The organism is Deltaproteobacteria bacterium (assembly GCA_017302835.1).
In the GTDB taxonomy this organism is placed as follows: Bacteria; Bdellovibrionota; Bdellovibrionia; order Bdellovibrionales; family Bdellovibrionaceae; genus UBA2316.
In genome coordinates this window covers 78,940-103,099 of sequence record JAFLCC010000010.1, presented here as the reverse complement: position 1 = coordinate 103,099, position 24,160 = coordinate 78,940, and the positions used below count along the sequence as shown (strand labels likewise).

Sequence of the window (24,160 nt, the reverse complement as noted above, 5' to 3'; positions counted from 1 at the left end):
TACTCCAGAGACTCAACACTTAGAAAAAGTAGTTCCAGTTAAGGGCAAATGTGTTAGATTTCCATTCATTATTGGATTGAACCGACTGAATATGGAAATAGCTAAAATTTAAATTTGATGAATTCCGATCTCCATAAGCTAAGCCTAAGTTTAAATAATGTCCCGACCCCCAAGGATTTTCTTTCTCTTGTATTTGATTGTAATTTAATCCAATGATTCCAGAGAAGCCTTTTGAGATTTCTGAATTTAATTCAAAGCGCAGACCGTATGACTTGAACAAAGAGGGCGACCAATAATTTCCAGTAATTGAATTTGATAAATACTCTGCTCCTAGGCCTACCCAAATCCATCTTGGCCATGACGAAATTCCATACATCAATGCGAAATCTGAATAGAAGCGTTTGTTGCCATCAGAGATGAAATCCAGCTCCGGTCGAATTAAAAAACGAAATCTTTCATTTAAGAAATAGGTAGCAGAAGGATTCCACCTCCAGGCGTTGGTTCCATCTGATAAGGGTCCATTTAAAAATCCATCTTGAGCTAAATAAAATCGATCTAAATGGCTTTGAAGTAATAACTTCTGAGGAACCTGATAGTAGATGGACACTCCGGGAGTAGCCATTGATGATTCTGTTTGTTCCGATTTAAAATATTGTCCACCTAAATAAGTTTCAATGAGAAAATTTCGAGAGGATTTGCGAGCTAAAAGGCCAAGAATACGAAGAGAATTGAATTTTAAGGTGCTTAACTGACCCTCAAAATAATCCATCGCAACGCCCACATCCTCAGATTTCTCTTTTTCATTTGCAAATGGAAAAAATAAATTTCTTCGATGTTTTCTGTAGTTAAAGCTAAAATGATTAAGATTAAGCTCATCTGAAGTACGGGTATTTTCAATTTCAAGCCCTAACCATTTACTTTCAGGCACTGACTCGACTTGAGCTTCACTGGGACTTGAGGTTAAGAAAACGATGAGGCATAAAACTATAAATAATAGGGGTTTAATCAAGAGGAACCTCTAGAGTTTGCCCACCATCAATTTTAGATACTCTGCATTGGACTTCATTTAATTGGATATCACATAGAGTATTTATTTCGTTGGCTGGATTTCTTGGAGAGGCGTCAGAACTTTTAACTTGTGAGACAAAGACATCAAATTCTCGTGCAGTTATTTTTCCTTTGTTTGAAATACGTAATTTTTTTCTTCCTTGCGGATCTATCACTAATTCAGCTTCTAAATTTCGTCGGATCAGCCACCAGTCAGAAAGACGATCAAAGGTAGTTAAATACAATCCAGGTTGATTGGAAATTTCCTTGAAAAGACCTTCGACGACTTCGTTATAGGCAGTGCGAGCAAATCCCTGGGTGTGCAAATTTAAAAAGTAGCCACCGCCAACTCGGGTGGCTTGTTTGAGATCCTTAACCATCGTATTTTTGATGCTGTTTAAATCAGCAAGGGTCCTATCTTTCATAAGTAAAAAGTCGTCATTAAGCAATCTAGGGAAGAAAACTAAATCGTTTTCATAGAAGCATGGTGATAAACTGATACATGTCTGATCACCGAAAATATACTTAAGTCCATTTTCACTAGCAGCATGGACCGTATCTTGATCCATTTTTTCATAGGGAGGCCTAAAACCTGTGACCATCGTTCCTGATAACTCTTCAATAAGATGTCTTGATTCTTGAATTCTATCAAACTGAACTGAATCCACTTGGTCAAGAAAGGAAATATGTTCATCACTGTGAGTTGCCAGTTCTATTTGATTTATGTAGTTTAGAAAGAAATCAGGGCGATCTTTATACATATTTGATACTAAAAAGAGTGTTGCAGGAAATTTAAATTCAGTTAATAAATTTAAAATATTTTTGATATTTTCGAACTCGTATTCTGTGTCTACAGAAATAACTGCCGCAGAGGTTTTTCCCGAAGGCCACCAAGATAATTTAACCTGAGGTTTTTTCCCGATATGAGCTAATACCTCAGAAAAAATGTAACGGGTGTTCAAATTTTCAGAATCAGAATTCATGGGATCCCAACTGACCCAAAATAAGTTGTCAGAATCATTTTTTGATCTAACAGCTTTTACCACCCACCATTGTTCTCTTTCGACTGGAATTCCTTTGTAGTTTGTTTCAAAGGATTGGATACTCTTTTCATTGTTGGAAATTGCGAAATATCTATTATCTGTTGTAGCTATGGGGAGCACTTGACCTGGATTAAATCTCCAAATTGATTGAGTTGAGGCCACAAATTGGGTGGCTTGAAATTTTTTAGGCTCTGGATTGGTCCAAAAAGACAATCCGAATTTTTCTTGGAACCACTCTTGAATTATTTTTTTGTCTCCTGGTAGAGCTTTTCCGCCAACAGCTCCAGAAAAAATAAATCCTGTTCCCTTTTGCCTGGCACTCTCAATTTTTTTGAGTGTGGTCACATCCATGGTCGTAAGTTGAGGGACAATGACAACGTCATAATAAAGTATTTCATCTTCTGGAAAATTAATAAGTTCATAAGTGATTTGATTTGTTTTGAAGAAATGTTGCCACCCCTCCCTTGCCGCCAAATGTTGTGATTCTCTATCAAGTGGATTTAACTTTGATACCCAAAGTCCTATTTTTCTTTTTTTTAGAAATTCGAAATTTTCTTGCATTATCTTTCTAAGATCCTGTGGGTCTAAAAATGGAAAAGGCCCATCCGTTTTACGTTGAGAAAAAGTTTTTTTATTTAGTAGGCCTTGTTTTTTAAAGGCATTAACTTTTTTATTTTGCGAGTCTAAAATTCTTTGTTCCAGAAGCTCTTTGCCACCCCTTGCGGTAAGGAGTGTGAGAATGAGGACGATTGCTAGTATCCCAAATAGAGTGCCTAATTTTATAAAACTAAAAGATAATTTTTTGGTAATTTTACTCTTCGTATCAATTTGGTTTTTTTTCCATTCTTCAATTTTTTCTTGGATATGAGGGGCATATCTTATAAAAAAAATTGATTCTAATTTGTATCCATGGTCCTTTTGGGTGTTATTAATATTCAAACGTTTTATTTGATAAATGATGAAAGCAACTAAAGTAATAAGGATGGTAGCAAGACTCAAACCAAGGATGACGGCGTTTAAAATAGAATAGATATTCATTTCAACCCCTTCCTTTCAAGCTTACCCCAGGTCATAGGTAATTCAAAAAGTTCATCAAAAATAGCGAAAAATCTTTGTATTTCTAAAGCTAATCCGTAAGTGAAACGATTTACAAATCCAAGAAGTAAAAGTCTAAAGGAAAAATTTTCTGTTATAAGACTGTAAGTGATAATAACCAAGTCAAGCAGTACCAATTGCGAAAAATAGTAACCAATAATAATGTGTGATTCTGACTTGAGGGCCATGAAAATAGCCACCATAACAAAAAGATAATTCACAGTGGGAATAACAATACTTTCAACCAACATATACCACATTATAAAAAAATTTCGAAGATTACTCAGAGGAGATAGTAACCACTTTGAATTCAATTTAATGGCTTGAACGATTCCGCGTGACCAACGATAGCGTTGTTTAATTAGAGAATTAAATTCTTCAGGTGCCTCAGTTATCGCATACATCTTTGGTTCGTAAATAACCGCATATCCAGCCATGAGTAGCCGCAAGGTGAGATCACAATCCTCGGCAAAGGTTTCTGTTTTATACCCACCAATATTCTGAATTTTTTCCTTTTTAAATAAACCCACCGGTCCTGGCACCACGGTAACTATCTGTAAAAATGACTGGGCCAGCTTCAGAAAATTAAGAGCTGTGATATATTCCAATTTTTGAAAAGCACATATTACATTTTCTGCATTTCCAATTCGAACGCTTCCTGCGACCGCAGCCAAGTTGCTGTTGTTTGAAAAATGTTTTATTCCTTGTAGTAAGACATCAGGAGACAATTTACTATCAGCATCCATACAGAAAACATACTCGCCTCTGGCTTCGCTGATTCCTCGGTTAAGGGCAGAGGCCTTTCCTGAATTTTTTTGAAAGATAGCACGTAGTCGTTTGTTTTCTATTAGATTTCTAGCTTTCTCAAATGTTAGATCGGTGGAACCGTCGTCTACAATGATGACTTCAAAATTGGGATAATTTAGCTCAAGAATGGACTTAATGGCGGTATCGATAACCAATTCTTCTTGGTAGCAAGGAACAATAATTGAAATTAATGGGAAATGGTTCGGAGGATTTTTTAAATCTCTTCGAAATAATAACCAAGCAAAAGAAAAAAGAAGATGAAAGACAGTCCTAAAAAAAATGAAAATTAAATATAAGTACATGGTAGCAATTAACCAGTTAGGAGCTTCCTGTTGAAATCTTCCCTCATTTGCTGTAGAGGCCAGAACGGCAAAGATTCCGCATAAAAAAAGGAAACTGATCGCAGAAAAAATGCGGGCCTCATAAAGACGGAAATTCTTATTTGCCAAAAACTCTCCTCTGGCATCTGTTCGGCAAATAAGCGCTAAAGTTATAGGCTAGAAAGTCGATAGTAAATTCATAGATTTATGTATTGACGAAAGGCTAGGGCTTTTAATGACGGCTGTAAAAAAAGAAGTTTCTAAACGCCGCGTTCTTGTGATTGATGACGATAAAGGGTCATTAACTTTTATAGAAGGGGCTTTAAAAAGTGATTATAGCCTTCGGTTCGCATCTCAAGGGGCAGAGGCTTTGGTTCTGGCTCAGGAATACTTTCCCAATGTGATCGTTCTTGATTTGGATATGAAGAATGCAAATAGTTACGAAATATTGTCCCACTTTAAAGTTCATCCTTTTTTGTCGGCAATTCCCATTTTATGTTTATCAAGTGAAAGCTCGTTGGACACACGCGAAAAAATTTATAGTTTAGGTGCGACGGGTTGTTTAATTAAGCCAATCCATGGAGGTCAACTCGTATCGGATATTGAATTAATTTTAAAAAATGCAAATTTGAAAATGGAATCACTAGACAGTCGGCGGACTTTTTTTATTGCTTATAATAGTCATGAAAAACAGAAAGCCATTCGAAATTATGTTCACAAGTCTTTACAGGAGAATAAAAAAACAGTTTTTATCACTCTCACTTCAGGGGAAAACTTTTGCAGTTCTGATGAAGTGAATGAAATACGAAATGAAAGGCTTCTCTATTTGCAGTTTAAAGGAAATATCCTAGCAAAGCTGCCATTTATGGATGACCTTTCTCCAATAATTTTTGATCTTGAGTCAACGATCGGAGAAAGCACAAAAAATTGGACCTTGATAATGGATGATCCGGAAATTATCTTAAATATTTATGATAAATCAAGTACCTTTAGTCATGTTTTTATGTTTACAGAACTGCTTGATCGTAATTTTTCTGAAATTGCCTTTTTTTGTAAAAAACCAATGGGAAAAGAAAGTAACGAACGGCTCAATCAATTGGCAAATATGCTTACAGGAAATATTTAGGGCCCTTCAATGTTTGGATGGCTTTTAAAACTAAATAAAAGAATTTAAAATAGTTAAGAGTTGATTTCGATATTTACCATTTTCAATGTAATAGATATTGCCATGACCTGCGTTCTTGATAGGTATAAAAGTTTTAGGAGATTTGGCTTTGTCAAAAATCTGTTGCCCCTGTGATAGGCTAACTACCTTATCCTGCTCTCCATGAATGACGTACAATGGTTTTGGCGCTATGGATGAAGGATCACCGGCCCATTCATCACTCATCACCATCCATCCAACAGGTTGAAAAATCCAAGTGATCCAATTTTTGGCTAGGGCATCTCTGGCCACGTTTCTATAGGACAAAAAAGAGGCTTCGACAAAGAGAGCTTTATAGTTAACTTCTGATTTTAAATTGATGCATTTTTGCAAAATCTGTCCACCCAAACTATGACCGTAAAGAAAAAGGGGTAGCTCTGGATTTATGGCTATTATTTTTTCGATAGCTGCAATCCCTGAAATAACTGTAGACTCAGGTGAAGGTTTTCCTGAAGACTTCCCATAGCCTGGATAATCAAAGATCATTAAGTCATAGTTGTATTTCACAATCCAGGCAAGTAATCCCACATGGGAAGTTAAATTCTGAGCATTGCCATGAAATAAAAGAATTTTTCCTTTTGCTTTTTCTGACTTGAGATACCAGTAATGAATTTGATTACCTTTTTGATCGGTTATAAAATTATCTTCAATTGGAAAAGGGAATAGTTCCTTTTTGTAAAACTCATCGGAACTTGGATAGTAAAATAAAGATGAACAGCTGGTTAATATAAGCGAAATCCCTATAAGAATTCCCAGAAAAATTTTCATAAGTTTTCCTAACATCCTAAAACAATCAAGGGTGATCTTCTAATGTTATTTTTTTGATTCAATTTATAAGATAAGGCTTCAATAAAATTAACACCGAAAATATCTTTAATTTTAAATTTAGAAAATTTCTCTGGGTGAGCCTTATATTCATATTCATTAATAACAAGGATATTTTCACACTTTTCATGGTTTAAGTCTAGTAAACCAGAATCATCGACATCTATTATTTGGTAATGATGATTTTTAACAATAAATTTCTCTGGAATCCATTCTAAAGTTTTTCCATAATTTAATACTTTTAAAACTTCAGGGTGCCTGTCTATATATAATGCCATTTGAATAATATTACTTTGCGAGGGGCGAAAGCTGGCTGTAAAGAGGAGGATTAAATTAATGAGAGCAAGGAATGAAAGTCGCCATTTGTATTGCTTATAGTTATAAACCAAATGTCCCAGAAAGGGTGTTATGACGACAAGAACCAATGGGATTATAGAAATTAAAAATCGTTCAAATTTTTGTGGAAAATAGGAATGCAGTAATACAAAAAAGAAAATAAAAACAAGACTAAATTTTTGTTGAATCAAGTTTGTTGAAATGAAGTTCTTTTCATACTTCTTTGAAAAATAAAAGGGCAAAAAACTCATCATGACTAACATGAAAGGATAAAACCAAATTGTTGTGTTTCCGTACTCTTGTCCATGTTTGATATTATAAGTGGTAACTGCCACCAGTGACTGGTGAAATTCGCCACGTAGAAAAAGATCTGGAAGACCAGAAATCAAAAAGGCAAACAAGCCGGTTAAAGTAGAAATGAAAAAACCTCGATAATCTTTGTCAAGAATTAATAAGAGGGGAATTGTGAGGGCACCAATGCCAGTTTGCTGGCGTAGAACAAAAGCCATACTGACGGCAAGGGTACTGAGTATCAATGAAAAAATGTTGTTTGTAGTTTGGTATTTACGGAAAAATCCACAAGAGAGCAATATCCACGGGGCTCCGAGCGATTCAAACATTGGCCGGGTGAGGGCAAATGAGGCGGCAAAATAGAAGGTCATGAGCCCAATAAATAGAATGGAATCATTTTCATTCTTCCAGTTTTTATATTTCGTTAATAAATGAAATGACAAAAGATAAATTAAAATACTTAGGGAAGTTAGAAAAATAATTGTAAATCGGTACTGGTCATAGGGATGTTCTATATTTATTTTCCAAGCAATTTGCGCAGCAAGAAACATAGGAAGAACTTGTAGCGGGGATTTAACATCTTCGGCATCGACAAGGGTAGTTACTTTGGCAGTTTGTGCTGGCAGGTACTTTACCATCGCATTCCAGTATTCATCGGTTCCCATGAACCCGTCATTCACAAAGGCAATCAACAAATAAAAAAAGATAAAAAAGGAAGTGATATTTTTTTGAAAAAATAGTTTCATTGGATAACCTCCTTTATCCATTCGACATGATCTGGGAATTCAGAAATTTCGGTATAATACATATTTCCATCTTCACAAATGGTGTTTTTCTTGTTTCCAACAAGAAAGGAGGCGATACCTAATATTTCAAGTCCGCTTTCAGTATTAATCAAGAGCGGCCCACCTGAATCTCCATGACAAAAATTTTTAGAATCATTCTTTTTAAGTCCAAAAATCCCCTTTTGATTTATTAAATCAATTTCTTTTTTAGCTGAAGGGATAAATTGCGATATGAGAATCTGACTTTGTTGCTTTTTAGCAAATCTTAATTCAGGAGGTAGTTTACTTTGAGTAGAGATCTGTCCATATCCAGCAATGATAAGCTCCAGATTTTTAGTATCTTTAATTTTTTTAATTCCACTTTCATTTATATTTAGAGGCATATAGTTAGCAGGTAAAGAACCTTCAAAATGAACAACGGCTAAGTCATATTCTGGAGTGATATCCTCCAGTGATTTATCCTTAATTGGATTATACTTAGGATGTATATTTTGCGAGGTGATTTCGAAGATTAAACTTTTATTAAAGCCACTGGAGCAGAGTAAATCTTTACTTGCATTGATAGAGGAAAATATAAGGGTGTAATTACTTTTATAAAAGCAATGGGCGGCGGTCAAAACGGAATTTTTCTTAATCAAGGTACCCGTACATATAACTTCTATTTTTTCTGTTGAACCAGGTGTATTATTTTGGAAAGTGGATCGAATCAGAAGCAAGTGATTTCCCAGTGGACTTGTTTCATCCACTTTGGAGCCTCCAACAATTCCCATCACGAAACATCCATTTTTAGAATCTAATTTGTAACTAGGTGGAGTGTCATTACCTTTGGCTACTCCACTTTTAACAGCCATTTCTCTATTGCAAGAGGCCAGAGAAAGAAAGGTAATAAAGAATAAAACGAATTGAGTGCCATTAAGTTTTTTGGGCATAGAACTCCTAAAAGTAATAGGATTAATTTAAGCGGCTATTCAGGTACTGTCAAAAGTTTCAACATCTGTAGTGCCAAGAAGTGTATTTTTTTGATAATTTTGGAATTTTTCCATTCCCTATTGCAAGGTATCTCATTTCCTTTGGCATAAAGTGAGCATGGATCTCTGAGTAAGGAGTTCCTATGAAAAATTGGTTTATTCTTTCGATTGCTGTTTTTGCTTTTTTAATATCTTGTGGAAAAAAAGAGAAAAAACAAGGGCAAATTGGAAAAGCGGTGCAAGGAAGTGGATTGCAATGTGATGGAAAAGATAAAGGGAAGAATGAAGCCTGTAAAAAAGCAGAAGAAAATAAAACTCCTAATGGCGAGCCTAATACAGAAAAGACCTCGGCTCAGCAAAATCCAGGAAAACCAACACCCACTGACGTTTTAAGCACCTATCCTAATATCCCAGAGAACTCGACAATGAGTCTTCATTTAGAAGAGGACAAAGCGATGGCAGCAGAGCTTTCTATTGATTCTCGAAAAGACAGTACTAATTTCGTAAAAGTGCAGGTTGGCTGTTCTGACTTAAGGAGCTTAAAAGATAAAGATGTATTTAACAATCTTTTAAACCCTGATGATTTAAAAAATATAGAGCTGAAGCTGCTACTGACAAACAATTCTCAGATCCATTCAACTATGAGATTCAAAAATTCAGATTCACTTTTATCCAAACCATTTTTAATTTCATGTTCTTCAAAAGTGGAGGCTTCAAACTATGAGGCCGAAGCCGGTATTATTAAAAAAGAATTAAAAGAAGGCGTATCGACAGTAGATATTATCGAAAATAATGCGGATAAAGATAATGGAATTATGGCCAGTTTTCAGTGTTTGACTGATGAAAAAATATTATCTGAACCAAATAAGGTTTCTTCGGATAATCTTGTCTTAAATAAGATAAAATTAACCAAAGGCTCTTCGGTCTTATTTGTAAGAGGCCTATCCCTCAAAGATAACGACCAAGTTAAAAAAATACCTAATGCGGATTCAAAGTTAACTAATGACAAGATTGTTCTTATTAAGTGTATTTAGAATTCTACTTTCCTAAAACATAAGAGAAAATCAAAGGTGCGACAATACTAGCATCTGATTCGATCATGTGTTTAGGGGTCTCAATAGCAAGTTTTCCCCAAGTGATTTTTTCATTAGGAACCGCTCCACTGTATGAACCATAGGACGTCGTGGAGTCGCTAATTTGGCAAAAGTAGCTCCATAAAGGGACTTCGCTGTATTGTAAATCTTGAGCTAACATGGGCACAACGCAAATCGGGAAATCACCAGCGATTCCACCGCCTATTTGAAAAAAGCCAACTGATTTTTTGGTTGCTGTTTTCATATACCATTCAGCAAAGAAAGTCATGTACTCAATACCTGTTCTTACGGTATGAACATTTTTAACATCCCCTTTTAATATATGACCTGTAAAAATATTTCCAAGAGTCGAGTCTTCCCAACCTGGAACAATCATCGGTAGATTTTTCTGAGCCGCTGCCAATAACCAAGAATCCTTTGGATCAATTTGGTAATACTTTTCTAATTTTCCAGAAAGAAGAATTTTATACATAAATTCATGGGGAAAAAATCTTTTTCCTGTTTGATCTGCATTTTGCCACTCTTCGAGAACTACTTTTTCAATTCTTCGAATGGCTTCTTCCTCGGGAATGCAGGTGTCGGTCACTCGATTTAAATGTTTTTCTAATAGGCGTTGTTCATCTTTTGGAGTGAGGTCTCGATAGTTAGGAATCACTTCGTAATGATTATGGGCGACCAGATTAAAAACATCTTCTTCAAGATTAGCCCCGGTACAGGAAATAGCCTGTACTTTTCCCTGTCGTATCATTTCCGCAAGAGAAAGGCCGATCTCAGCGGTGCTCATGGCTCCTGCCATTGTCAGTAACATTTCGCCACCTTTTTCAACATGCTCTTTATAACCTTGAGCTGCATCTTTAAGGGCCCTAGCATTAAAGTGACGGTAATGATGATTGATAAATTCAGTTACTGACATAAATTCCCCTTTGAGTGATCTTTCGTTGCATGGGTTACGCCTATGACTCAACTCTTCGTTCTCGTCGGTCGGACTCCCTGCGACTTGGCCTTGGCCAAGCCTCAGTCGCCTTCCTCCTGCGGCCTCGATTTGAGTCATAGGCGTAACCCATGTCTTTCGTTGCGTGGAAATATCATACAATTTTTTAAAATTCTAGAAGTTTTATCTTTTTTTATCTTTGTATTCTAAATACCAACTTTTAAAAGTAATCCCTACTAAAATAGAACCGACAAGAATAGTAAAAAAACCAATAGAGAAAAAAAGAGTATAACCAATCATGGTTTGATTTCTCCTAAAATATCTCTGACAACCCAAGAGGCAAGGCTCAATCCAAAGGAACCGGTAACAAAACTAGCTGTCCCATGGATAACATTTCGATGTTCACAAGAGTGAAGATTGTTTTGGCCTTGAGGGCAAACACATTTAAACCCTTCTCCCTGGTCATAATGAAGGGCAAGAGGATCTCTTGGCTCTTCATCAGACCAAACACAGGGAATTCCAAAAAATCTTTCTTTTGGAAAGTCATAGTTTTGTCGAAGAAGTTTTCTTAAAGTGGCACATAAGGGATCAATTTCTGTAGTTGCAAGATCAGAAATTTTGATTTTTGTTGGATCTAGTTTGGCTCCAGAGCCGCCACTGGTTATCAACTTAATATTTTTATTTTTTGCGGTGGCAATCAAATGACATTTGGCAGTGATATTATCAATGGCATCAATAATATAATCAGGTTGGTGTGATAAAATAGATGCTGAATTTTCAGCGTTGTAAAAAACATTGAGGCAGTTAATTCTGGCCTGAGGATTGATTTTTTGCAATCTTTCGCCCATGACTTGGGCTTTTTTCTTTCCAATAAGACCGGTTAAGGTATGAAGCTGACGATTGGCATTGGTGATACAAATTTCATCAAAATCGACTAAGGTTATTTGTCCAATGCCCGATCTTGCAAGACTCTCTGCCGCCCATGAACCCACACCCCCAAGGCCAATGATCATCACGTGTTTTGAAAACAATGCTTCCATTTTAGCGTCTCCAATCAATCTGGCAAGGCGATCGAAACGTCGATGAAGGACATATTTTGTTTCAGTTATTTGATTAGCTTCCATAAGGTATTTCTCCAAAAACTCTTTGAAAATTTTGATTACTTATATCAAGAATTTCTTCGGCGTCTAGTTTTCTTATGGATCCTATTTTTTTTGCAACATCCCAAAGCGAAGTCGGCTGATTCTCGCCTTTTGGATAAGTAGGGGGAGATTGGTCTGGGGAGTCTGTTTCAAGGAGAAGGTGGTCCAGTGGAATATGAAGCAAGGCTTGATGGAGCCTCTGATTTTTTGGATAACAAACAGGACCTCCGATAGAAAGTAACAGCCCCTTTTCTACCCAGAATTGGGCTTGCTCACTAGTTCCATTAAATGAATGAATCATTCCTTTCAGATGAGAGTCTGTCCACCAATTTAGAATCGTTTGAGCCTCGTTAAAGGCTTTTACAAAGTGAAATACGGCCGGGATATTAAACCACTTGAGCATTTCTAATTGCAACTCCAACATTCTTATTTGGAGTTCTTTGCTTTCTTTAACGATTTGGGGTCTAAAATCTAAGCCAATTTCTCCAAGGGCAATGATGTTATTTTCTTGTTTTGAGTGTCGTTCTAAATAATGGCTCAGTTTGTCTAGGGCGAGTTCGCAGCTGGCTTCTGAGTTTTCTGAGATCCAATAGGGATGGAGGCCAAAACAGAGTCCAACGAGCAAGGGGTAACATTTTTTAAACTCCAGTTGATGGTCCCAATTAGGAGGACCAATCCCTCCCTGCATAAAAAAGACAATATTTTTTTTTAAGGCTAAGTCGATATATACTTGTGCCTTTCTTTGGTCTTGTTTGAACACTTCGGCAAGGTGATTATGACAATCAATATTTTGGATCCCCATATAAAACTAGTCTCATAGGAATGCTAAATTTGTCGATAGAAATCTATAATCGCTTATCTGTTATCACTCATTAGGCATTAGGGAGATAAAAAAATGGCAAATAAAGTTTTTGAATTCGATTTAAAATTAGAAAAAGGACCACATCTAAAACCCTATTCCTTTGAGCTGCAAAAAGAAAATATCCATAATCACAAACACCAAAAGCCTTTAAAGTATTTCACGGATGTTTTGGCATTCCTTAGCTTTTATAATTTAAACAAAAGCTTGGGTAAGGGTCATTTGTTTGAATTGGAAAATTCGGTGGATGTTTGGCGTCAATTAGAGCCATCCTACGAGATGTATGGGCGCTCCAGAAAAAGAGTCATTGCCTTATCAGAGCAATCAAATTCCATCAACGATGAATTGTTAAATGATTTTGAGAAAAAAATTGAACACTGTTTAAATCAGGTTCTAAAAAAAGAGAGTATCAATTTAAAGGACCTTTTTTTAGTTAACGATTTGATTGATTATCTAGAATCAAGTCTCAGAAAGCCCTTGTTGTTTAATTTTTCTGTTCATTTTTCTCCAGAGTTTCAGCAAAAACTATTATTTTTATATTCCTTTTTGTGGAATATCAGATCCTTGGTTGCTTTCGATTTTAATTCTTATGTAGAAGATTCTAGTCATGAGGGCCTAAAGATGGATTCTATCACTGATTACCTTCCAAAGGCCGAATATATTGTTAACGATGCTCTCATGTACCATCACTTTAAAAAAATATTCGTTCCTTTTATTTCTGGTAGCAGCAGTGATATCAAAATTGAAAAACTCTTGTTTGAGCCATTGAATAGGGGATTCCATCAATACTCTCATAATGCCTGTCATTTGATAGATCACTTGCCAGAGAAATTTACGTCTTCCTTAAAACCAAAGGAGCTCGAAGAGGCATTGTATTTGGTTCAAATGGACTGGTTGTTGGGGTCAGAAGCAGGGCTCTTATTTAAAATACGAGAAGAAATATTTGGTATACAGGAAGGTTATGAGAAAATATTTTGGCCGGAAAATAATTTTCATGATCATCAACACTCAGTTAGTTTACATGTTTGCACTGAATTGAATTCGAAACACTTCATTAAGAAAGCAAGCTAATACTTTATCGGTAGTCGATCCACTTGATTTGGTCATTTTTTTTATCTAGAAAAGTAGAGTTCAAGTAACTTGCTGATTCTTTTTTTGGTTTTACACCCAATAATGTTAGAGTCATTCCCTGTGAAGAGATATTTTTTTTAATTAGAAAAATAATTGAATCCTCAACTTGAAAATCGAATTCTTGAGTTCTGGCAGTGATTTCAAAATCAGCTTTGGGAATTAAGGTTGGGGTTGCCGGAGAATGGAGATTGGAAGTGCATATAATTTTTAGATCCAGGCATTTCCCAAGCAGAGAAACCACTTCAGTTACTTTTTTAACCGTACCTGTTTGAATCCAAAGGCGGTTTGGATTTGGGTTTTCATCAGTGAGAAGTTCTGATTTTTTTTTCTGATAATGAGTATAATAAATCTTTTCAATGGGGTTTAAATCATCTGGAGAAATGGAGCTAACTAAATAAAAATAATTTTCATCAAGAGAATGAGGCATGGTTTCCATATTACTTTCAATTCTGTTTTTTTGAACTCGCAGGATGGTGTTAAACTCTATGGATTCAAAATAGAAATGCCGTGGAAACCGGCAATAGGAATAAGCATCGATTCTCAGATCATAGCCTAACAAAAAAACATTGTTTGCAAAATCAATAAAGTAATCGATGGCAACAAGCAAGTGATCTTCATGGTTAAAGGTCAAGTCGGCTTCTCCAATTGTTTGCTATGATATTTTTCTTTTAGTTTTTTTATAATAAAATAAACTATGACCAGAAGAATGCTAATAAACAGAAAGATTTTAAATTTATGGATGACAGATAGTATTTCTTTTCCATAGGTTGCAATTAAATAAATTTGCGTAGGAACACTGACTAAAGCTGCAAATCCGTCCACAAGTGCAAACTTCCAAGCTGAAAATTTTAACATGCCACTGGCTAAATGACCTGGAAATCTGATACCAGGGGTAAATCTAAAAACAAAAACGGCAAAATTGCCATATTTTTTAGTCCAGGACTCAACCTTTGCAAGGACGGTCTCGGATAATATCTTTTTCATTCGTTGATGATGTAATATTTTTCGACCCCATTTTCTGCCGATAAAATAAATAAGAAAGTCACTGCCAAAGACGGCAAGAAAAGAGATAAAGGCGGCTTCGTGAACATTCACAACAGGGGCACTTGGGTAAGGGGGAGGAAACAAATCAGGTCTCGAACCCATAAAGGCTAAAAAACCAACACTTACCAAAGTGATTTCTTCAGGCAGAGGTAGCCCTAAGGCAGAGGCAAGCATCATGAAACAAACACCAAGATAAACTTTATTTGGTTCAAAGGCAAATTGAGCAAACCATTGAAATATTTCGTGATTAAACAAATTCTCCAAAAAAACAACTCCTAGAAAGAATAAAAATGAAAACAGTTTTAGGTATCTTAATTAAGTTTAACTTAATGCCGAGACCTGTTATACCAATAAGAATTGGTATAGTTGTTCGCATATTGTACATGAAAGGTATTGCGAAAAGTATTAAAAAAGCCTGAAATTTCTCTATGCATAAATATAAATTTTCTGGACATCATCAAACGGTACTGCATTTTGTAACCCAGAATGAGATCTCTTTGGAAGTGCTTTGGGAAAATTCAATAAAAAGCCTTGCAGAGAGAGCATTTACTCAGGTCTTGGCATCAGGAGATCACCAGGATTTAATCGCCAATGGATTTTTTGATCTAAGTAGTTTGATTCAATTTGGGGCTGTTTATTGTCAAGACGTCCGAATGGTTTCAGATAAATGGAGAACTGAAAAAATGAGTGCCAACAGTCTTTTAAGGTTCCATTTTTGTCCGCGAAGATATTTTTATTTATGGGAAAATCTTGAACAAAGAATCATTTATGAAGAAGATCAATTTCTTGTTTTGGATAAACCAGCAGGTGTACCCATACATCCCTGTTTGGATAATGCTACAGAAAATATTCTTGTTCAGTTAGAAAAACTTAACGGGCAAAGCTATTTTTCAGTCCATCGGTTAGATGTCGAAACTCAAGGGTTACTGATTCTCGCAAAAACACGAAGAGCCCAAGAGGAGTTTCATCGAATCTTTCAACAGAGGAAAATTCGTAAACAATACGAAGCCATTGTTTTAAATTCTCAATTGCCTTTAGGAAAGCAAGTCCATTGGATGAGGAATTCTAAAAGAGCACCTAAGGTGATAATCTCTCAAAAGGAAGAAAATGCAAAAATTTGCGAGTTAAATATTTTAGAAGTCAGTGAACTGGAAAGCGCTTTCCTGAGAGATCGGTTTAATTTAAATCCAATTAAGAAATACGATAAGGTGAAGATTGAATTAGAAACAGGAAGGACACATCAAATCAGAGCCCAGTTACACTACTTAGGAAGTCCCATTGTCGGAGATAAACTCTATGGAGGAGATTCAAATCCTAGATTATCGTTGCAAGCAAGTTGCATTGAATTCATAAATCCATTTACACAAATAATGCAAAAATTTACTTTAGAATCTGTGCAAGAATTATAAAAGAAGGGGATAGGATTTTGTTTAAAAAATTTATAATGGTTTTGTTTCTCGTTACTCCTTACCTGCTAAATGCAGAGGTTGAAAACATTGAAGTTTCGGTAATGACTTATAATGTAGAAAATTTATTCGATAATATCCATGATGTGGGAAAAGATGATGAAACTTTCCTTCCCAAGGAGGTTAAAAACAATAGTAAACATAAGGAAAAATGTAAAAAGATAGCTTCTTATTTTTATCGAAAAGAATGTTTTTCACTCGATTGGAATGATAAAGTTCTGAATGCAAAATTAGAAAATATTGCCAAAGTTATTCTCAGCGTTGATGAGGGAAGAGGGCCAGATAATTTGTTTTTAACAGAAGTAGAAAATATTAAAATCTTAAAGAGGCTCAATTCAGATTTTCTTAAAGCTGCAAAATATAAAACAGTTATTTTAATTGAAGGAAAAGACCTAAGAGGAATCGATGTGGCTTTTCTCAGTCGATACCCCCTTTCTAAAAAACCAAAACTGCATGACATTCCTTTTCAAGCACAAAATATAAAAGATCAAGACAAAGTGAGAAAGACCAGGGGTTTGTTAGACGTTGAAGTTGTCTTACCAAACTTATTGAAAGTTAGATTTATGGGGGTTCATCTCCCTTCACAAGGTAATCCATCCTACTTAAGGAAACAGGCTCTTTTATTTCTAAAAGAGCTCATTGAGAAAAGTTCAAATAAAAATTTAATTGTGGGTGGGGATTTTAATATCACTGCCAAGGAAGAAGAAGAGGATGGATATTTTAAAAACCAGTTGGTTCCTCTGGGAAAAATATCTCATTTAGACGCTTGCCAGACTTGCAGAGGAACGCACTGGTATAAAGGGCATTGGGCTTTTCTAGATGTTTTATTTTTTAATAAAGGACTTATCAAAGACGGTTTGAAATTTGTTCCTGAAACCGTGAAGGTTATTAAGATGGAAGAATCTCAAACGAAAGATGAAAAACCACTACGATTTAACTCAAAGACTCTGCTTGGTTCTTCTGATCATTTTCCAATTTATGCAAAATTAAATATAGAAAGAAAGTCTGACTCTAATAAATATTAGGAATTTGTGTGGTAGAGTAAAAATTTCAATGACAACTGTCGGAAATAGGTACTATCATTTATACAATTTAAAATCTTAAATACGAATAATTTACAGATAAAATAGTGACAGTTGTTAGTTTAAAAAATCACTTTTATAAGGTCAACCTTATGAAAGAATTTTTAAATCACATAATTTATTCTCAGCTAAAAGTTTTCATTTTAATTTTTCTCTTAACTGTTCTCAATTTGCGGGCATCAGAAAAAGTAAGTTATCAAGAGGGAATTCAATCATTGAACGATTCTGTGGATATGGTTTTGCCTCTTTTTACGCAAAGAGAGTCTTATCAAAGTCGAATAGATTTAGCCTTGCATCCGGAAAATAAACAGTTAGACGTACTGACCTTTACCTTGGCTGAAGATTCTGTTGGTTTTTCTCTTTTAGCCGCCGCTATTGAAATTGCAGAAAAGGGCGGAGCCCCCAGAATAGGGTTCGATGCTTTTTCTTCGAAAGTAAGTTCTGAACTTATGACCTATATGAGAGAAAAAGGTGTAGAGTTGCGGGCTTACAGGCCACTGTCTTACAATTTTAAAAATTTATTATATTTTTTAAAACTAGGACCTTTGGGTTTTGTTAATTATTTAAATTTGAGGACACATGATAAAGTTTTTATCACGAAACATGGAACTATCGTAGGATCTTCGAATTATTCAAAATATTATTTTCTTCTTGGAAAAAAGGAAATGTCTGACAAAAAGGAAAGGTGGGAAGCGTGGACATTTTTAGACAGAGAGATTTTGATTCAAGGTCCAGCCGAATATGAGGCTCGTCAGGAGTTTGAAAGGAAATGGAATGAAACGGAATTTTGGTCCACGGGAGAAAAAGTTAACTTAACCGATGATGTCAGAAGAAAATATGATGAAGCCATTTTAAAGCAAAAGGGTTTTTTAAATCAAATTAAAAACTCAAAAGAACTTAATCATTTTGTTTCCGTTCAAGATCTAGAGTATGTAAATGACACATCCTCATTCATAAAGAAAAACAATAAGATTCATAAAAAAATACTAGAATTAATCTCTTCAGCTCAACATGAAATTATTATTTCTAACCCCTATGTTTTACTTCCTAAAGACATTTATGAAGCCCTTATCAGTGCAAAAAACAGAGGTGTGATTATTAAGATTTTTACGAATAAAGCTGGAGGGTCAGACGAGGGGGATGTGTCTAAGCAGTTTAAGTTCGATTTAAGAAAATTGGAAAATAGTGGATTTGAGGTTTATCTGAATGAGTTTTTTTACGTGTTTCATGGAAAAGTAATTGTAGTAGATAAAGAAAGTATCTACTGGGGATCCTATAATTTTGATAATCGTTCAAAAAGTTTTAATTCAGAAAACGGTGTCTTCTTTAAAAGTATTGAAATCGCAAAAGTGATTTATGATAGAACTTTAAAAAATGGAATTTTTAGAGGAGTCGAGATAATAAGTCAGGGAGAAAAGAAATATAATTTAAGATATTTGCCTCAAACCTGCAAAGAATATTATGGGAGACCCAAAATAGAAACCATATTATTACCTAGGGGTTTCTGGGAAAAAATAATGATGAAGGTAAAAGAACCACTTCTATAAACTACTTTTCCCAAAGGACGCGCTGACCACTTCTACCATCGTAGACGACAATAGATAGCTCTTTGAGTCTCTTAAGATTCTCTTCAGAGGGAGGGTCGGATAAAAAAACAATTGCTTTAATGTCCGTAGGATTGATTTCATCCCAAACTTGAAATTCAAGGAAATGGTTGGCTCGCTCTGGAGGATTAAAGAAAACATTCAGTGATCCAATCTCAATTTTTTTGGGCATAAAAGATTTATTTTCTGACTTTTTTCGAAGCATCGCTTTGTCGTACTCGTGCACAAACAAAGTTGCAAGATCAATGCGACTCAATGGGATAAACTGCTGGTACCAAGTCAGTTTATCAGGGTCAATGGCTTTTCCAGATTTAAGTGTTTTGTAGTGTAACTCTTTAACTATATCGAAGCTATCCATGGGCGTCCAAGTTAAACGATCAATAAAATTTTTCTCTTTTAGAATAAGGGCGATCTTTCCCCATGTGGAAAAGGTGATGTTAACTAATGAGCTATTTAACGCGGGCCAAAGCATCGCATACTTCGGCTTCCACTTATCAGGTAAGGCCAAATACTGTTCTTCAGTCATTCCAGATAAAGATAATTCGACTCCCTTTCTAATGTCTAAATTTTCAACGCCTCCGCCGTATTTAGTCTCATGTAGATTCTTAATACCTTGTGATAGTATACTTTCTAAGTATTCATTTGGGGCCATGATCGCAATCGAATAGTCACCATTACGAAGTCTTTTGGTGATTTCAGATGATTTTTTATTTTCAATCTGATAACGCCGTACCAGACTTTCTGGAGAGATTCCTAGCTCCCTCACGAATTTAGCATCAAATTCCAAAGCACGTTCCATTTTTGTTAGACCAACCAAAGAAGAAACAATACTTTTCAAAGAGGCATCGTAATTTATTATACACGCATTAATTGCAAAGACTGGTGAAGTTATCCAACAGATAACTAAAATCAAGAAAACGTACTTAAATGAATTCGTGCTTTTTGGAATCACGTATTTTGATTAATGCAAGTTACATTCCAAGATTTTAAAGAGAGAACTTTTCGCTTTTGATAATATTTATATGACTGTACAAATATCTACAGGTGAAATTTTCAGATTTTCAATTTATATTCTCGTTTTAGTGGTAGGTCCTACCTAACGATACAATTTACAACCTTCTGCAAAGGTGGAAAATTATGAAGAAGTCGATACTGGTTTCAATGGTAATTCTTTTTTGTAACCTTGTTCATGCTAAACCTGTAACCTATCTATTCAAGGAAGTTTGGACAGGAGGAACGACCTTAAACAGTACGGCACCAAACCCGGAATGTCCTTGCAATCGAAATTTAATTAATAGGTACAATATTAAAGAGTGCGCACCTGAAGGTTTTACTGTGGATGATTCTGTCTTTATGGAGATTACTGGATTCGCGGTAGCTCCTCAGCTTTGTTATGACGAATACATTCCCGATGGCTCGAACGGTTGGGCTCATGCTTTGGTTTATGAACTAGTAAATACAAAACCTTTAACTTCGCAGCCCTAAAATCCCTGGAAATTAGGGGTGGCCGTTCGATGACAGCATTAATCGTCATTCTGTCTAAATTTCTACAGTTGAAATGGATTTTTTATTACTTTAATCTGTCTTAATGAAAAATTATAAAATATTATCCACTCGCGTTCTGTTTGTTTCGATTCATGTTTTAACACCATTAATCAGTAGTCAAATTCATGCTTTTCCAGGAACAGCCGTTGGCCCATCAAGTACAGCTTTAAGGCCCAATACTTCTGGATTGAACCAGAGAAAACCTGCTGCCGAAGTGACTTGTAAGTCTTATTATTTAGACAGCAAAACAATTCTTGCCCAAGAAAGAGCTGAAAAAAAAGAGCAGATATTCACTGAAGTCAGTGGAAAAACCAGAGTGATAGAACAGTTTTCACAGTACGAAAATTTGGGATTATGGGCACTGGTATTGGGCTCAGATCGAGTCGATCAGGTATTGAAGACTGAAAGACACCCCGTAGAGTTATTAACTGAAAAGGAAGTAAAAATTTATTCAAAAGCTTGGAGAACTTTACGAGACATTTCAAATGACCAATTTAGTTTAAGCTCAGACTTATTAATGGATGTGAATAAACTGCTTAAAGGTGATGTCCAGACTTCATTAATTCAAGATTTAAATCCAAGGTTAGTTTTTGAAAACGGGGAAGTCTCTAGATTTGAATTATTTAAGAATAAAATGTTGGAGCAAATCAAAAAATATTTTAGTTCTGGTAAGGGGTTTCGGTCTAAATCTAAAACTATGGATTATTCAAAGGACTCATTAACAGAGATTGAATTTGCAAATATAAAAAGAAATATCCATTCCATAAATGGAAATATAGAAGAGACCACTTACTCAGCGGAAAACTCTAGGGCCTTGTTGGCGTCTTTGCCTGCAGGCGACAAAGTAAAAACACAATTAGATAAATTACTTTTATTTGCCAATACGAGTTTAAAAGAGAATAACTTGAAAAGTTTTTCAGAGAAAATTGATTTTGTTTCAGAGCTTCACTTGGGTTTGATTTCCTTAGAGCCTTTAGCAAATTTAAATGAATTAACAATTCAAATGGTGATCAATCGAGTCCTGATTCAGTTAGGTTTAGACCCTGCCGTTAATCTTTCAGTAGATATAAAGATGTCTGTTGCGGAGGTTGCTGAGCAATACCGAAACGGCATCAGTGATTATATTAATTATACAATTAAAACCTACGAAATACTTCAGGAGAAGGATTCTAGGGAGGCCTATGTTGAAAGAGAAGGTATTTCTCTAACAGGGAAAGCCGCCGGTTTGAGAGTACAGATTTATGGAAAATATGCAGAAAAATACCCCCGTGCGATTTCCTATATGAGAACCAAGGATCGAGTGACTCCTCTAGATGGCAGGATGATCCAATTAGGAAAAGAAAACAGAAGTTTTATTTTCAAAGATGATGGATTTTTATATGAGGGGATTGTCCCTTATACCGTACGTAACGTGAATGGAAAATTGCAGCTTTTACCCATTTCTGATTATGCCTATAAATTACTTGGTTTGAATGGGGATTACTCTGGTCAAAAAGGGGTAAGAAGAAAAATAACTCCTGAACATCAGGAACTATTAGGAACAAATCTTTCAGCTGTCGAAGACTTGTTAAATGGGAATAAGCATTCCGCTGACTTTGAAATAATTTATGACCACCAAGTTTTACAAGCTAACAAGACTGGTTCCTTGTTTCTTTATCCTTGGCAACTAAAATCATTAGATCGAGCCGTTAAGATACAAGAAAATCCATTTGAAAATCCTTATGCCGTTCTTATTCCTTCTCGCGGAGATCCTATTGAAAACAGAAAAGCTGGAAGAACTAGTTTTGAGCAAAACTACTTTAAAGGTAATCGTGGAAATAAGATTGGAGATCTTATTGGTCAGTATGAACAGCGAGATCTAGAATATAATCAACTCGCGAGACAAGTTCGGGAGAGTCGTCAAATACCAGAGCTTAAAAAGTCGTTAATCCTAAATGAAATTTCAATGTCCAGAAGAAAATTACATACCGCCGCGAGAGTGATTCTTAAACCTTTTTTAACACGGCTATCAGATTTGAGTCGTTCGGAGTTAAAAACTCTTCGTGAAAACGCCCAATTCGTTCAACTTGAAGATTATTTTGCTCATTTTTCTAAGTTACGATATGAAACCTTTGACATGGCAATCTCTAAATTAGGGGATGAGCATGTTTTTGTTTATAGACTTCAATCTGGTCTTAAGGGGACTTTTTTTGGTTTTATATCTCAGGTCGAAGAACGACGACACTTTTTAGTTAGACTATTAACCTTAAATGGTTTGTTAGCACCGCAGATAAGAGAAATCTACACCTTAATCAAAAACCCGCCAGCTAAAAATAATTCTTCTGAACCCGTGACATTAAGTTTGCAAGTAAAGCAGAAAATTGCAGAACTAGCTCGTGGAAATAAGATAGCAGAAGCTATTTTCACTGAGGGAGTTCTCATATTTACAAAAAGATCTCAAGATGTTCAAAGTATGGAAGAGTTTGAGTCTTTGTTTATGAATCATGCCCTTCATGCGATCAATCGTGGAAGCAAGCTTGGAGTGTCAACCACGGCGGACCCAACTTACTTGTTATCGCTGAAAACCTTCGAACAGATTTCTAGACTTGAAGTCGAAAAGGGGTTGATCGACTTATTTAAGGAATATATCAAACAAAAGACAGATTCAACTGAAGCAGCTAAAGAATGGCTAGCAAGTTTAGCCCAAAGGGAAGCAAAGAAGAAATTAGACGTTGATTACTATACACTCAGCTGGATAGGTGCTTTTTCTAAAGATTTTTCAATACCCTTAGATCAAGTAATTGAATTCGTGAATAAGGTCAAAAAAAATAATGACAAATTTACTAAACAGGATGATGGAAAAATTTATGTTCTAAAAATTCCAGTAAGTGAAATTCATGCTAACTATGCGTCAGGCTATGCAGCGCAGTTCGAAGATACCACAACAAAAGGATATGGGCCTATAAAATCCTGGGGCATGACTTCAAAAATTTATAAGGGAGCTTCTAAATTTGGTGTCAATCTCGCAGTTCTCTCACCTAGATCGAGAGAACTCTATGATATGATGGTCAACCATCTGGAACCACAAGCCGATTTTACTCCTTACTTAACATTTTCTGCAACTTCTGCAAACCATACAAATATTCTTGGCTCGTTGACCTATGAACCTAATAATAAATTGTATCAACAGGCCATTGTTGATTTAAAAGGTTTAAAATATGACATGTACTCTATTTTAAAATCAAAACAAGTCGATGTTTTTAAACCGGTTGTTGAGGATGTTTTTAACACGGTATTAAAGGTAGCCGAAAATACTAAGGCTGTAGACACCAAGAAGGAATTATTAACATCTTTGGAGTTTTTCCTAAAAAATCATGCGGTGCAAAGAGGCGGTGATTTTGTTGGGAAATGGGCATTGGAGCTTTGGGAAACAGTGAAAAATTCCCAATCAGGATACAGCAAGCTCACGAAATCGAAGGCAAGTACTCAAGTGAGTTATTATCAGAAATTACTGAATTTGGAAGATTCCACGAAATGAGGATATTTTTAACTAGATTTAAGT

20 protein-coding genes are annotated in these 24,160 nt (G+C 35.5%); 8 read left to right on the top strand and 12 right to left on the bottom strand.

The window, feature by feature from the left end:
- Positions 1 to 19: 19 nt before the first annotated feature.
- From J0M15_12135 to J0M15_12125, 3 genes are read right to left on the bottom strand one after another with little or no spacing between them, the layout of a single operon-like run.
- Positions 20 to 1,009 (bottom strand): hypothetical protein, encoded by a 990-nt coding sequence (locus J0M15_12135; GenBank protein ID MBN8537794.1) that lies wholly within the window; start codon positions 1,007 to 1,009, stop codon positions 20 to 22.
- Positions 1,002 to 3,128 carry a polysaccharide deacetylase family protein gene (locus tag J0M15_12130; protein MBN8537793.1) on the bottom strand — a complete coding sequence of 709 codons (2,127 nt, stop codon included), beginning with the start codon at positions 3,126 to 3,128 and terminating at the stop codon, positions 1,002 to 1,004. The genes J0M15_12135 and J0M15_12130 overlap by 8 nt, the downstream gene beginning before the upstream one ends.
- On the bottom strand, positions 3,125 to 4,441 hold the full coding sequence (locus J0M15_12125) for a glycosyltransferase (protein ID MBN8537792.1): 1,317 nt from the start codon (positions 4,439 to 4,441) through the stop codon (positions 3,125 to 3,127). The genes J0M15_12130 and J0M15_12125 overlap by 4 nt, the downstream gene beginning before the upstream one ends.
- Before the next feature lie 106 nt (positions 4,442 to 4,547).
- Here J0M15_12125 and J0M15_12120 point away from each other — a divergent pair, with 106 nt between their 5' ends.
- The gene (locus J0M15_12120; GenBank protein MBN8537791.1) at positions 4,548 to 5,438 is read left to right on the top strand and encodes a response regulator; all 891 of its coding nucleotides are present in this window, start codon (positions 4,548 to 4,550) and stop codon (positions 5,436 to 5,438) included.
- Between the two features lie 30 nt (positions 5,439 to 5,468).
- Here the strand turns inward: J0M15_12120 and J0M15_12115 are convergent, their stop codons facing one another.
- Genes J0M15_12115 through J0M15_12105 form a run of 3 tightly spaced genes read right to left on the bottom strand, consistent with a single transcriptional unit; the run spans position 5,469 to position 8,682 of the window.
- Complete coding sequence (locus J0M15_12115; GenBank protein ID MBN8537790.1) at positions 5,469 to 6,284, bottom strand: alpha/beta hydrolase; 816 nt, start codon at positions 6,282 to 6,284, stop codon at positions 5,469 to 5,471.
- A gap of 8 nt (positions 6,285 to 6,292) precedes the next feature.
- On the bottom strand, positions 6,293 to 7,714 hold the full coding sequence (locus J0M15_12110; protein MBN8537789.1) for a hypothetical protein: 1,422 nt from the start codon (positions 7,712 to 7,714) through the stop codon (positions 6,293 to 6,295).
- A complete protein-coding gene (locus J0M15_12105; protein ID MBN8537788.1) occupies positions 7,711 to 8,682 on the bottom strand; it encodes a trypsin-like serine protease in 972 nt (323 codons plus the stop codon). Before J0M15_12105 ends, J0M15_12110 begins: the two co-directional genes overlap by 4 nt.
- Positions 8,683 to 8,864: 182 nt before the next feature.
- Here J0M15_12105 and J0M15_12100 point away from each other — a divergent pair, with 182 nt between their 5' ends.
- Positions 8,865 to 9,755, top strand: a complete 891-nt coding sequence (locus tag J0M15_12100; GenBank protein MBN8537787.1) for a hypothetical protein — start codon at positions 8,865 to 8,867, stop codon at positions 9,753 to 9,755.
- A gap of 4 nt (positions 9,756 to 9,759) precedes the next feature.
- On the opposite strand, the gene J0M15_12095 is transcribed toward J0M15_12100, so the two are convergent.
- The 3 genes from J0M15_12095 to J0M15_12085 all read right to left on the bottom strand — a co-directional run bounded on the left by J0M15_12095 (position 9,760) and on the right by J0M15_12085 (position 12,690).
- Positions 9,760 to 10,728, bottom strand: a complete 969-nt coding sequence (locus J0M15_12095) for a deoxyhypusine synthase family protein (protein ID MBN8537786.1) — start codon at positions 10,726 to 10,728, stop codon at positions 9,760 to 9,762.
- Positions 10,729 to 11,042: 314 nt separating this feature from the next.
- Entirely contained in the window at positions 11,043 to 11,870 is an 828-nt protein-coding gene (locus J0M15_12090; GenBank protein ID MBN8537785.1) for a tRNA threonylcarbamoyladenosine dehydratase, read from the bottom strand.
- Positions 11,860 to 12,690, bottom strand: coding sequence for a TatD family hydrolase (locus J0M15_12085; GenBank protein MBN8537784.1), 831 nt, complete (start codon positions 12,688 to 12,690; stop codon positions 11,860 to 11,862). Before J0M15_12085 ends, J0M15_12090 begins: the two co-directional genes overlap by 11 nt.
- Before the next feature lie 93 nt (positions 12,691 to 12,783).
- Between J0M15_12085 and J0M15_12080 the strand changes: the two genes are divergently transcribed.
- Positions 12,784 to 13,818: a hypothetical protein gene (locus tag J0M15_12080; protein MBN8537783.1), complete on the top strand. Its 1,035-nt coding sequence runs from the start codon at positions 12,784 to 12,786 to the stop codon at positions 13,816 to 13,818.
- 4 nt (positions 13,819 to 13,822) lie between these two features.
- Here J0M15_12080 and J0M15_12075 read toward each other — a convergent pair whose 3' ends face one another.
- Both J0M15_12075 and J0M15_12070 read right to left on the bottom strand, forming a co-directional pair.
- The gene (locus J0M15_12075) at positions 13,823 to 14,509 is read right to left on the bottom strand and encodes a hypothetical protein (GenBank protein ID MBN8537782.1); all 687 of its coding nucleotides are present in this window, start codon (positions 14,507 to 14,509) and stop codon (positions 13,823 to 13,825) included.
- On the bottom strand, positions 14,506 to 15,099 hold the full coding sequence (locus tag J0M15_12070) for a DedA family protein (protein ID MBN8537781.1): 594 nt from the start codon (positions 15,097 to 15,099) through the stop codon (positions 14,506 to 14,508). The genes J0M15_12075 and J0M15_12070 overlap by 4 nt, the downstream gene beginning before the upstream one ends.
- Positions 15,100 to 15,350: 251 nt before the next feature.
- Between J0M15_12070 and J0M15_12065 the strand changes: the two genes are divergently transcribed.
- From J0M15_12065 to J0M15_12055, 3 genes are all read left to right on the top strand, one after another.
- A complete protein-coding gene (locus J0M15_12065) occupies positions 15,351 to 16,331 on the top strand; it encodes an RluA family pseudouridine synthase (GenBank protein ID MBN8537780.1) in 981 nt (326 codons plus the stop codon).
- Positions 16,332 to 16,348: 17 nt separating this feature from the next.
- On the top strand, positions 16,349 to 17,413 hold the full coding sequence (locus J0M15_12060) for a hypothetical protein (GenBank protein MBN8537779.1): 1,065 nt from the start codon (positions 16,349 to 16,351) through the stop codon (positions 17,411 to 17,413).
- 149 nt (positions 17,414 to 17,562) lie between these two features.
- Positions 17,563 to 19,017, top strand: a complete 1,455-nt coding sequence (locus J0M15_12055) for a phosphatidylserine/phosphatidylglycerophosphate/cardiolipin synthase family protein (GenBank protein ID MBN8537778.1) — start codon at positions 17,563 to 17,565, stop codon at positions 19,015 to 19,017.
- Between the two features lies 1 nt (position 19,018).
- Here the strand turns inward: J0M15_12055 and J0M15_12050 are convergent, their stop codons facing one another.
- Positions 19,019 to 19,912 carry a hypothetical protein gene (locus J0M15_12050; GenBank protein MBN8537777.1) on the bottom strand — a complete coding sequence of 298 codons (894 nt, stop codon included), beginning with the start codon at positions 19,910 to 19,912 and terminating at the stop codon, positions 19,019 to 19,021.
- 299 nt (positions 19,913 to 20,211) lie between these two features.
- Between J0M15_12050 and J0M15_12045 the strand changes: the two genes are divergently transcribed.
- Together J0M15_12045 and J0M15_12040 are read left to right on the top strand one after the other, a co-directional pair.
- Complete coding sequence (locus J0M15_12045; GenBank protein MBN8537776.1) at positions 20,212 to 20,559, top strand: hypothetical protein; 348 nt, start codon at positions 20,212 to 20,214, stop codon at positions 20,557 to 20,559.
- A gap of 103 nt (positions 20,560 to 20,662) precedes the next feature.
- On the top strand, positions 20,663 to 24,136 hold the full coding sequence (locus J0M15_12040) for a hypothetical protein (GenBank protein MBN8537775.1): 3,474 nt from the start codon (positions 20,663 to 20,665) through the stop codon (positions 24,134 to 24,136).
- Positions 24,137 to 24,160 lie beyond the last annotated feature (24 nt).